We start from the raw sequence: 11,229 nt of genomic DNA on the forward strand, positions 1-11,229 counted from the left end.
GCCTCGAAGTTCGGTCGGGTCCCCGAATCTGATGGAGTTACGCGTGTCTTCAAGACGCATTTTCCGCCCGCTGCTTGCCCTTCTGTTGATCGGTGCTGCAGGCGTCTATAGCGCTGCGAAAGCGCAGACTCAGCCCAAGACCCCGGATACGATGGAAGCGCGCGTGCAAGGCTGCACGGCATGCCATGGCTCGCACGGCCAGGGGACGGACAACGACTACTTCCCACGCCTCGCCGGCAAACCGGCTGACTACCTGTACAACCAGCTCAAGAATTTCCGCGAAGGGCGCCGCAAGTACCCGCCCATGAACTACCTCGTCACGTATCTCTCGGACGACTACCTGCATCAGATCGCCACATACTTCTCACAGCAGCGCCCGCCGTACCCGCCGCCGGCCAGGCCAACGGTGTCGTCGGACACCTTGGCGCGCGGCCAGAACATCGTGCTGCACGGCGACGCGGCCAGGCAGATTCCGGCCTGCGCCGCTTGCCACGGCAAGGCGCTGACCGGCATGGAACCGGCCATCCCGGGTCTGGTCGGTCTGCATGCCGACTACATCAGCGCGCAGCTCGGCGCCTGGCGCTCGGGCTCGCGTCACGCCATTGCGCCTGACTGCATGCACACCATCGCCACCCGTTTGACCGATGATGACGTGAATGCCGTTGCTTCATGGTTGTCCACCCAGACGGCTCCGCAAAACCCCGTGCCGGCTCCGGCCCGCTCGATGAAGACTCCGCTTGCCTGCGGCAGCGAACCGCAATAAGGCACCGGGAGAGATGACCAAATGAAACGCAAGACTGTGTTCGCCCTTTCGGCAGTCGTCGTGGTTGCGGCCGCTGCCCTCGTTCCCGTCCTGTGGTCGGGCGGCGACAACCTGCACAACGGCAGCGCGATGGCGGCCACGCCCGCCGACCAGGCTGCCCTGATCAAGAAGGGCGAGTACCTCGCCCGCGCGGGCGACTGTATTGCCTGCCACACGGTGCGCGGCGGCAAGGAATTCGCCGGCGGCCTGCCGATGGCCACGCCGTTCGGTACGATGTTCACGCCGAACATCACGCCCGACGACCAGTACGGCATCGGCAAGTGGACCCAGGACGACTTCTACCGCGCCATGCACACGGGCCGCTCGAAGGACGGCAGCCTGCTCTACCCGGGCTTCCCGTTCACGAGCTACACGAAGGTCACGCGGGCCGATTCGGACGCGATCTACGCGTACCTGCGCTCGGTCACGCCGGTCAATGTGCCGAGCCGTCCGCACGAACTGAAATTCCCGTTCAACAACCGCAACCTGCTGATCGGCTGGCGCACGCTGTTCTTCCGTGAAGGCGAGTACAAGCCGGATCCGACCAAGTCGGTCGAATGGAACCGCGGTGCGTACCTGATCGAAGGCCTCGGCCACTGCGGCATGTGCCACACCTCGATCAATGCGATGGGCGGTCCGGTCAACTCGGCAGCTTTTGCCGGCGGTCTGATTCCGCTGCAGAACTGGTATGCTCCGTCGCTCACCTCTAACAAGGAAGCGGGTCTGGGCGACTGGGACATCAAAGACATCCAGGCTCTGCTGAAGACCGGCGTGTCGCAGCGTGGCGCGGTGTTCGGCCCGATGGCCGAAGTGGTTCACAACAGCTTGCAGTACATGTCGGACGAGGACATCCAGGCGATGTCCACATATCTGAAGACCATTCCGCAGAAGAGCGAAGCGCCTGAAAACCTGCAACTGGAAACGTCGGCCCAGTTCGGCACGGAGCTGCTGCAGCAAGGTCAGAAGATCTACACGGACAACTGCGCGAAGTGCCACGAGGCGAACGGTCTCGGCCAGCCGCCGAACTTCCCGCCGCTGGCCAACAACCAGTCGATCCAGATGCCGTCGGCGGTGAACCCGATCCGCATGGTGCTGAACGGCGGCTACCCGCCGAGCACGGAGGGCAATCCGAAGCCGTATGGCATGCCGCCGTTTGCACAGTCGCTGTCGAATCAGGAAGTCGCTGCGGTGGTGACCTACATTCGTATGTCGTGGGGTAACCACGGAACGGCAGTGTCGCCGCAGCAGGTGGCCGATCTGCGTTCCGCGCCGCTCGACTAAGCGGCGCAAGCAGTAAGGAGGGCGCGGCCTGCGGGAAATCGCGGCCGCGCCCTTCGTTTTTTGGACTGGAGCCGGACCGGTACGTGCACAATGGCGTATTGGTCCGAGTGGGAGAAGATGTCGTGCATGTCGGTGAGCGTTTCAACAGCATTACCCACCTCGTCGGCGCGGTGCTGTCGGTGGCGGGGCTGGCTACGCTCGTCACGATGGGCGCGCTGGACGGCGATGCGTACAAGGTCGTCAGCTTCAGCGTTTACGGCGCGATGCTGTTCGTGCTGTATGCTATCTCCACGCTCTACCACAGCGTGCGCAACCCGCGCGTCAAGGCGGTCCTGCAGAAATGCGATCATTCGGCGATCTACCTGCTGATCGCCGGCAGCTACACGCCGTTCACGCTGGTCACGCTGCGTGGACCGTGGGGCTGGTCCCTGTTCGGGGTAAGCTGGGGCCTTGCGGCCCTTGGCATCGTGCAGGAACTCACGCTCGGGCGACGCACCCGTAGCGTATCGATGGTGCTGTATGTCTTGATGGGATGGCTCGCGCTCGTTGCCATTCGTCCGCTGGTCGAAGCATTACCGACCGCGGGCACCGCATGGCTCGTGGCCGGCGGGATCATCTACAGCGTCGGCATCTACTTCTTCATCAACGACGAGCGCATCCGGCACGGACATGGTATCTGGCACCTGTTCGTTCTGGCGGGCAGTCTGTGTCAATTCGTCAGTGTTGCGCGCTACGTCGCGTAACACCCCACGACGGCGAAGTGCAACTTAAGGCCAGTCAGCGTGTCTTGATAGCGCGTTGAAGCATTCGGCACACGCTGGCGTGTGCCGCCGATTTCCCTGCGACCGGACCAGGGCTCAAGCCCCGAAGCGCGCCTTTTGGCCGCGCGTTCGCCGTTTCGCGATACTGCATTGCAAAGAGTTTTTATGTCTTTTGATTCCCTCGGCTTGTCCGAACCGCTGGTCCGTGCTGTTCACGAACTCGGCTACACCAACCCTACCCCCATCCAGTTGCAGGCGATTCCGGCCGTGCTCAACGGCGGCGACCTGCTCGCCGGCGCGCAGACCGGCACCGGCAAGACGGCCGGCTTCACGCTGCCGATCCTGCAGCGTCTGAACACCATGCCGCCGGTCACCACGGCCGCCGGCAAGCGCGTGGTCCGCGCGCTGATCCTCACGCCGACGCGCGAACTCGCGGCGCAGGTCGAGGAAAGCGTGCGTGCGTACGGCAAGTACCTGAAGCTGAAGTCCACGGTGATGTTCGGCGGCGTCGGCATCAACCCGCAGATCGATGCGCTGCGTCGCGGCATCGATATCGTGGTGGCCACGCCCGGGCGTCTGCTCGATCACATGCAGCAGAAGACCATCGATCTGTCGCATCTCGAGATCCTCGTGCTCGACGAAGCCGACCGCATGCTCGACATGGGCTTCATCCACGACATCAAGCGCGTGCTCGCCAAGCTGCCGCCGAAGCGCCAGAACCTGCTGTTCTCCGCCACCTTCTCCGACGAGATCAAGACGCTCGCCGATAGCCTGCTCGATTCGCCGGCGCTGATCGAAGTCGCACGCCGCAATACGACGGCCGAGTCGGTGGCGCAGAAGATCCACCCGGTGGATCGCGACAAGAAGCGCGAGTTGCTCACGCACCTCATCAAGGAACACAACTGGTTCCAGGTGCTGGTGTTCACGCGCACCAAGCACGGCGCGAACCGCCTTGCCGAGCAGTTGACCAAGGACGGCATCAGCGCCCTTGCGATTCACGGCAACAAGAGCCAGTCCGCGCGTACGCGCGCACTCGCCGAGTTCAAGAACAACACGCTGCAGGTGCTGGTGGCGACCGATATCGCCGCGCGCGGCATCGACATCGACCAGTTGCCGCACGTGGTCAACTACGACCTGCCGAACGTGCCGGAAGACTACGTGCACCGGATCGGCCGTACCGGCCGTGCCGGAGCGACGGGCGAAGCGGTATCGCTGGTGTGCGTCGACGAACTGCAGTTGCTCAAGGATATCGAGAAGCTGATCAAGCGCGCCGTGCCGCAAGAAGTGATCGCCGGGTTCGAACCGGATCCGAACGCGAAGCCGGAGCCGATCCTGCGCCGTGGTCAGGGCGGTGGCGGCGGTGGCCGTCAACCGCGTCAGGGTCAAGGTGCGCCCAAGGGCGACGGCGCGCGCCGCGATGGCGGCGCTGCCAAGCCCGCACAGCGCTCGGGACAACGCCCGGCGGGCGGCCAGCAGGCCAAGGCACAAGGCGCCAAACCGGCCGGTGCGCCGAGCCAGCCGCAAGCGCGCAAGGACAATCCGCGCCACGAGACCACCCGTCATCACGGTAAGCCCGGGCCCGCCACGCATGACGGCGCCGGTGCCACGCACGCACCGCGCAAGCCGCAGGCCCAGGCTCAGGCCAAACCGCAAGGCGGCAATCCGGGCGCGTTGCTGGGTGGCGGCGCCAAGCCGCGCAGCAATGCGCCGCGTAGTTCGCAACCGCCGCGCAACGGCGGTCAGCGCGGGCGTTGAGCGAAGGCGCTAGCCGCCGAGTCTCATCCGCGTCACGAACGAGCCGCTGCGGCGGCCTGTTTCAGGTGCTCGATCTGCTGTTCCCACCGATCGAGCACTGCCCTGCCTTCCTCTTCCAGTTCGAACGTGATGCCACCCGTCAGGCGTGCGTAACGAACCCGTTGCGTCTCGCCGGTATCGATGAAGCCGATAAAGTGGGCCAGCCCGCTGCTCTCGCCGCTCGCCGGCGCCAACGGCTCGAACCGCAACTGCACCTGGTAGAACGCGTCCTCGCAGACAAACGTCAGCGCCGCACGGCCGCTGCGCGTCAGCACGCCTGCGGTCCGCGAGTGCGGCCACAGCGCAATGCATAGCGTGCGCGAATCGGGCGCATATAGCTCGCCCACACCGAGCAGCGAAGTACGCACGTGACCGTTCGCGTCGGCGGTCAGCAAAGACGCGGTGAAGCCGGTCTTGCGCGCCAGCGCGCTGCCGTCGAACAGGGTGCGCGCCGCAGCCGGCCATTCGTCGAACACGTCGTGGTCGAGCGGACGCGTGGATGCAGAATCGGTCATCGCCGGACTCCGGTTGGGCTATCGTCTTGAATCGAAATACACGCTATGAAAACACGAATGGCCCGCACAGTCGGGCCATTCGTTCATACGTTCGCAAGCTCAGCGGGCCGCACGCGCCTCACGCCGATGATCAGCGAAAGAATACATGCTGCGTGATCTTCGCGAGCGGATAATGCACGCCGGGTTGAATGCGCGCAGGCAGATCGAGCGGCTTGAGCAGCATCTTCACACACATGTCGGCCGACAGATTGCGGCGCACCAATGCGTTGATGCGTGCCGCACGTTCGCGGTTATAGGCCGAATCGTGCACGCGCTCCGGATAGCGGATCGCGAACACATGGCGCAAGGCAATTTCCGAGTCTTCGTTCTTGATCTCCAGCACACGGCGCATCAGCGCGCCGAGCACCGCAAGCCGGCCGTTGCCTTCGATCTTGTTGTACTTCTTGAAATACTTGAAAAAGTGCTTGTAGTGACGGACTTCGTCTATCCGGATGTTGTCCGTGATCTGCTTGAGAACCGGCTCGTCCGAGCACTCGCCGATCGCCCGGTACAAGGTTGCCGTGCCGGTTTCAACCACGCAGCGTGCAACCATTTCAAGCGCACGCGTCTTCTCGAAGTCCTCGACCGAACAGGTCTTCGAATACTCTTCGAAGAAATTGCGGAAGGCCGTATCCCAGTCGAACTCCGGCCACACGTAAGCGATATAGGTCTTCAGGGCCCGGCCGTGCTGCATTTCTTCGGGCTCCCACTCGTTGTTGAGCCAGGCCGATACTTCCGGGTCGCCGTTGAAGAAGGTGCTCAGATTGCTGGTGTAGAGATCCGTACCGCTTTCAATGAACGAGGCCGCGCACAGCAGAAGCAGCAGATCTTCGTTGGCCACGGCCCGTTGCCGGTCGATCCTGCTGAGGTCAATGTCTTCGATCCGCCAGGGCATCACATGGTTACGCTCAGTGTGCATTTGTTTCTTGCTCCGAAAGCTGTATCGACTGATGAAGCGTGCCTGGAGCCACTTGCGTTTCGCCTGGCCGCTTTCGTTGCAATACAGCACCTTGAATTAGAGTTAACCCCTTGTATCTTGCATCTTAGCTGGTGTTCCGCAACTCTGCAGATAACACAGCACAGACCATGCCCCAGATCAGCAGTTCCGGTTGCAAGATAGTCGAAATGTTCCAATACAACACAAGCCGGGCACGAAGCATCCTGAAGGCCGCGCCCAGACGGCTGCCGGTCCTTCGGTCGAGGAGCCGGGGAGCAAGGCGCGGTAAGGTTCCGGCGGCCTGAGGCTGGCGCGGCATGGCGCGCAGGTTTGCCGGAGGTCAAAGCGGATGGACATTCCAGCCGAGGCGAGCGGATGTCGTCGGCAAGCGGTCCGGTTAGCAGACCGAACGGCCCAGGAGGTCTGGCTATGCCGATGCGCCGGCAAGATTCACGCAAGCGGCATAGGCCAAGGCCGGCTCGCGCGGGGCGCGAGGCTTAGGTCAGCTTAGAAGCCCGCGGCAAGTCCATCGCGGCGGCTATCGCTCGCCGCCACATAGCCGCGTTCCGGCTCGTTGCGATCGAGCTTCCAGATGTACTGGCCTGAGCCGAAGTCCATGTACGGATCGTCGACCGACTTGATCGTATGGCCGAGGTCTTCGAGCGCACGCGCTGTGTTCGCGTCGAGCGTCGCTTCAATGTCGATGGTGAAGTCGCGGTTCACCTTCCAGCGCGGCGCATCGCAGGCCGCCTGCGGCTGCTGGCCGTAGTCGAGCATCCGCACGATCGATTGCAGATGACCTTGCGGCTGCATGTCGCCGCCCATCACGCCGAAGCTCATGACCGCTTCCTGCCTGCCGTCGACCTGTTGCGTGAGGAAGGCCGGAATGATCGTATGGAACGGCCGCTTGCCGCCCGCGACGACGTTCGGCGACTGCGAGTCCATCGAGAAACCGCAGCCGCGGTTCTGCAGTGCAATACCCGTGTCCGGCACCACGACGCCCGAGCCGAAGCCCATGTAGTTCGACTGGATGAAGCTCACCATCATGCCGCGCTCGTCGGCCACCGACATATAGATCGTGCCGCCCGCTTGCGGCATGCCGAAGCCGAACTGCGTCGCGCGCTTCGGATCGATCAGTTTCGCGCGCGAGCTCAGATAAGCATCGTCGAGCATCTGCTCGGGCGTGACGTCCATCGAACGCGGGTCGGCGACGTAGCGGTAGACATCGGCGAACGCGAGCTTCATGGCTTCGATCTGCAGATGCTGCGATGCGACGCTGTCGACATCGAGTGCGCCCACATCGAATTTTTCGAGGATGCCGAGTGCGATCAGCGCGGCGATACCCTGGCCGTTCGGCGGAATCTCATGAACCGTGTAACCGCGATAATCCTTGCCGATCGGCTCGACCCACTCGGCGCGATAGTTGCGCAGATCCGCCACGGTCATCGCACCACCGCCCTCGCGCGCGAACGCGGCGATCTGCTCGGCGATCTCGCCTTCGTAATAGGCACGCGGACCAAGCCCGGCAAGCTTGCGCAGCGTCCGCGCATGGCCGGGAAAGCGCACCAGTTCGCTCACTTCCGGCGCCCGGCCACGCGGCATGAAGGTCTGTGCGAAGCCCGGCAGGTCCTTCAGTTCGGGCACGGCCGCCGCCCATTTGTAGGCCACGATGCTCGCCACTGCATGACCGCGCTCGGCGATTTCGATGGCCGGTTCCATCAGATCGGCAAACGGCAGCGAGCCGAACTTCTGGTGCAACGCCTCCCAGCCGGCGATCACGCCCGGCACCGTCACCGCGTCCCAACCGCGCTTGGGCTGCTTCGCGAGACCGTTCTCCTCGCCGTACTTGCGCTTGAAGTAATCGACGCTCCAGGCCGCCGGCGACACGCCCGAGGCGTTCAGCCCGTGCAGCTTCGCCCCGTCCCACACGAGCGCAAACGCATCGCCTCCCAGGCCGCAGGAGACCGGCTCCACGACGGTAATCGCCGCTGCCGCCGCGATCGCCGCATCGACCGCATTGCCGCCCTTCCAGAGCATGCGCAGGCCGGCTTGCGCCGCGAGCGGATGCGAAGTCGAAACGATATTGCGCGCGAACACCGGCAGACGCGGCGTCGGGTAAGGGTTTTGCCAGTTGAAGCGGGTCATGTCGGAGACTCTCGGAAGGCACGGTCCGGCGCGGGAAGCCGCCGGCGCCATTAGAAAACAGCACGAAAATAGCCGTTGATTGCAGCGCGAACCGGCCAAAAAAACAAATTCATTTATCAAATGAATAAATGCAGAAACATGCTGAATGAGTCGGTTGCGGGTGCGCTGCGGGTCGGTTGTGATCTTGCGCATGTCGTCTGTGTTGGCGGACAACCGCGCCGTTGGTCTTACAATAGCTCACCGTTAACCATCGCTCGCTCCTGGCGTCGGCGGCCGCATCCGCTGCCGGCGCAATCACTTGACCCGAGACACATGACCCGAGACCCCCGCCTGACCCTCAACGCACGTCAACAGGAACTGCTCGAGTGGGTGCAACGCGACGGCTTCGTGACCGTGGATGACCTGGCTGCTCATTTCGACGTCACCCCGCAAACCATCCGGCGCGACGTGAACTGGCTGGCCGACATGAACCTGCTGCGCCGCTATCACGGCGGCGCCAGCCTGCCGACCAGCTCCGAGAACGTCTCGTACACCGCACGGCAACGGATGTTCCATGACGAGAAACGGCGCATCGCGGCGCTCGTGGCGACGCATATCCCCGATCAGGCCTCGCTCTTCATCAACCTCGGCACCACCACCGAGGAAGTGGCGCGCGCGCTGAACCGCCATCGCGGGCTGCGCGTGATCACCAACAACCTGAACGTCGCCAGCATGATGAGCGGCTATCCGGACTGCGAGGTATTGGTCACCGGCGGCATCGTGCGGCCGTGGGACAAGGGCATCGTCGGCGAACTGACGATCGATTTCATTCGCCAGTTCAAGGTGGATTTCGCGATCATCGGCACCTCGAGCATCGAAACCGACGGTACGCTGCGCGACTTCGACACTCGCGAAGTGCGTGTCGCCGAGGCGATCATCGAGCACGCGCGCACGGTCTTCCTCGCTACCGATCACTCCAAGTTCGGCCGTCCGGCGCTGGTCCGCCAGGGCCACCTGAACCAGATCGACGCGCTGTTCACCGACGCCGCACCGCCTGCCGACATGGCCGAAACGCTGGCCACGGCCGGCACCCAGGTCTATATCGCCGAGTGAAGGGGAAAGCGGCGCCGGTCACGCCGCCGCCCTTGGTATGGCCGATTCTGCCAGTCGCCGCACGCTCCGGCAGTTTGCTGCAGCGCACGCCAAACTTCGAGTGAAATCAAGGATTTGCCCGCCAGTCCAGACCGCCTCGCAACCCTTCAATTGTCAAATGGAAAATTTTCAGGGGCCGATTTGGCGTTCAGTGTGCGGTTGACTACACTCCAGTTCCCCGACGCCATTTTCAATGCGCGCCGGTCGTGACATCTGTCACTCCCGCCTGGTCCTTTAGCGGATCGTGCTGCGCCCGCCACCACGCCGGCCCAGTCGCCCACAGGGCAGTCCGCACTACGCTTGACATGGAGAGAACGATGCTGAGTCCGCATGAATTCGCCACGTTGTTGCTCGTAAAGGATGCTCCCACTCAGGTCGATATGGATCGGGAGGAGCTGGATGCGCTGCTCGAACGGCAGCTCGTACAACTCGAAAAACTTGCCTCCGGCCTCAAGCAATGGCGCGTCACCGATATCGGCGACACGGCGATCCGGGCGATCAAGCGTCTGTCTTAGTGCTCCGCGTGCTTCGGCGCGTGATTTCCTCCTATCAGTCAAGATTCATGCACGGCGTTGCGAGCCGTCCGCAGAGGCTAGACGCGTACCCTTCGCCGGCACGCGCCTGGCCAGTCGCATAACGCTGCCGTGAAATTCATTTTGGGTATCGGTTGTGCCAGGTTGATTTACACAGTAAATTGACGCGATGGACCTCTGCGCCATCCGGCATGCCAAAGACACTCTCCGACGAAGACATTCACCAGTTCCGCGAAGCGATGCGCCGTGTCGCCGAAAACGCGTTCGCTACCCGCGGCGCGCAAGGCGTGACAATGCGCGAGCTGGCCAAGGAATTGGGCTGCAGCGCGATGACGCCCTACCGGTATTTCCGCGACAAGGACGAAATCCTTGCGATGGTGCGCGTCGCGGCCTTCACGCGCTTCGCGCAGCGGCTGGAGGCGGCCGCCCGGACCGCCGACCCTGCCCATCAAGGCGTGGCGCTCAGCGAGGCCTACGTGAGCTTCGCGCTCGATGAACCCCACGCGTATCGTCTGATGTTCGATCTCGCGCAACCGGATGAAAGCGCGCACCCCGAACTGGCCACTGCGTCGCAGCGCGCGTGGCGCATCTTGGGCGCGTATTTCGAACCGCTCGTGGCGGCTGGACGCATGGAGGGCGATGCGCGCCTGATCGCCTACTCGTACTGGGCGGCCCTGCACGGCTTTGCGATGTTAGCGCTCGCTAACCAGCTACCGCCGCCCGCAGGTCAACCACTCCCGCAAGAAGCAGGCGCACACCCGGCCCCGACCCGCGAGGCTGTGTTGGCGCAGCTTCGCAAGATGCTGTGGCGTGGCGCGCAGCCTCAGCCAACACCGCAGTAACCACTCACCTCTCAACCACTGCGCAGCGTCGGATCGACCGCGGCCCGCCAGCTAAGCGCCTTCGCGCGCTGGTCGAGGAAAAACGCCACCCACTGATTACGCGCCTGCGGATCGCTGCTGGTGCCGAGCGTCGTGTAATGCTGCGCGATCGCGCCCTGGAATGCGCAGTAATCCGCCGTCGAGACCTTACCGCGCCGGTTGGCGACGTAAGCGTCGTAGAAAGTCGTGTAGACGGACTGCGCGTCATTGCCGTAATCCACCGGCGCCGGGCTGCAGATCTGCTGCAGCGCTGCAAACGACGGCGCGCCAAAACTGCCGTTCAGGCTCGGCGTGCCCACACATCCCGCCAGCAGCGCCGCCGCACCGATTGCCCACAATCCCCGCATGTTTCACCTCGAGTTGGCTAATGCTGTGAGTATCGTCCGTGCCGACGCGGCGCGCTACTACCC

General features: G+C 63.6%; 11 protein-coding genes. 7 read left to right on the top strand and 4 right to left on the bottom strand.

Annotation, left to right across the window (positions count from 1 at the left end; all coding sequences use genetic code 11):
• Positions 1-31: 31 nt before the first annotated feature.
• From AC1ECK_RS21030 to AC1ECK_RS21045, 4 genes are all read left to right on the top strand, one after another.
• Entirely contained in the window at positions 32-763 is a 732-nt protein-coding gene (locus tag AC1ECK_RS21030; protein ID WP_480322308.1) for a c-type cytochrome, read from the top strand.
• A 21-nt stretch (positions 764-784) separates the two neighbouring features.
• Positions 785-2,083: a c-type cytochrome gene (locus AC1ECK_RS21035; protein ID WP_480322310.1), complete on the top strand. Its 1,299-nt coding sequence runs from the start codon at positions 785-787 to the stop codon at positions 2,081-2,083.
• Between the two features lie 122 nt (positions 2,084-2,205).
• On the top strand, positions 2,206-2,826 hold the full coding sequence (gene trhA, locus AC1ECK_RS21040; protein WP_090685071.1) for a PAQR family membrane homeostasis protein TrhA: 621 nt from the start codon (positions 2,206-2,208) through the stop codon (positions 2,824-2,826).
• 183 nt (positions 2,827-3,009) lie between these two features.
• Positions 3,010-4,599: a DEAD/DEAH box helicase gene (locus tag AC1ECK_RS21045; protein ID WP_480322312.1), complete on the top strand. Its 1,590-nt coding sequence runs from the start codon at positions 3,010-3,012 to the stop codon at positions 4,597-4,599.
• A gap of 32 nt (positions 4,600-4,631) precedes the next feature.
• Here AC1ECK_RS21045 and AC1ECK_RS21050 read toward each other — a convergent pair whose 3' ends face one another.
• The 3 genes from AC1ECK_RS21050 to AC1ECK_RS21060 all read right to left on the bottom strand — a co-directional run bounded on the left by AC1ECK_RS21050 (position 4,632) and on the right by AC1ECK_RS21060 (position 8,274).
• Entirely contained in the window at positions 4,632-5,153 is a 522-nt protein-coding gene (locus AC1ECK_RS21050) for a hypothetical protein (protein ID WP_480322314.1), read from the bottom strand.
• 130 nt (positions 5,154-5,283) lie between these two features.
• The gene (locus tag AC1ECK_RS21055; RefSeq protein ID WP_480322316.1) at positions 5,284-6,111 is read right to left on the bottom strand and encodes a ferritin-like domain-containing protein; all 828 of its coding nucleotides are present in this window, start codon (positions 6,109-6,111) and stop codon (positions 5,284-5,286) included.
• 525 nt (positions 6,112-6,636) lie between these two features.
• A complete protein-coding gene (locus AC1ECK_RS21060; RefSeq protein ID WP_480322318.1) occupies positions 6,637-8,274 on the bottom strand; it encodes a gamma-glutamyltransferase family protein in 1,638 nt (545 codons plus the stop codon).
• 312 nt (positions 8,275-8,586) lie between these two features.
• Between AC1ECK_RS21060 and AC1ECK_RS21065 the strand changes: the two genes are divergently transcribed.
• The 3 genes from AC1ECK_RS21065 (at position 8,587) to AC1ECK_RS21075 (ending at position 10,780) form a co-directional block, all read left to right on the top strand.
• Positions 8,587-9,366, top strand: a complete 780-nt coding sequence (locus tag AC1ECK_RS21065) for a DeoR/GlpR family DNA-binding transcription regulator (RefSeq protein WP_480322320.1) — start codon at positions 8,587-8,589, stop codon at positions 9,364-9,366.
• 356 nt (positions 9,367-9,722) lie between these two features.
• Positions 9,723-9,920: a hypothetical protein gene (locus AC1ECK_RS21070; RefSeq protein ID WP_480322322.1), complete on the top strand. Its 198-nt coding sequence runs from the start codon at positions 9,723-9,725 to the stop codon at positions 9,918-9,920.
• A gap of 209 nt (positions 9,921-10,129) precedes the next feature.
• On the top strand, positions 10,130-10,780 hold the full coding sequence (locus AC1ECK_RS21075) for a TetR/AcrR family transcriptional regulator (RefSeq protein WP_480322324.1): 651 nt from the start codon (positions 10,130-10,132) through the stop codon (positions 10,778-10,780).
• Between the two features lie 11 nt (positions 10,781-10,791).
• On the opposite strand, the gene AC1ECK_RS21080 is transcribed toward AC1ECK_RS21075, so the two are convergent.
• Complete coding sequence (locus AC1ECK_RS21080; RefSeq protein ID WP_480322326.1) at positions 10,792-11,166, bottom strand: hypothetical protein; 375 nt, start codon at positions 11,164-11,166, stop codon at positions 10,792-10,794.
• Positions 11,167-11,229 lie beyond the last annotated feature (63 nt).

The sequence above is a fragment of the Paraburkholderia sp. SSBN10T genome (genome assembly GCF_056619545.1).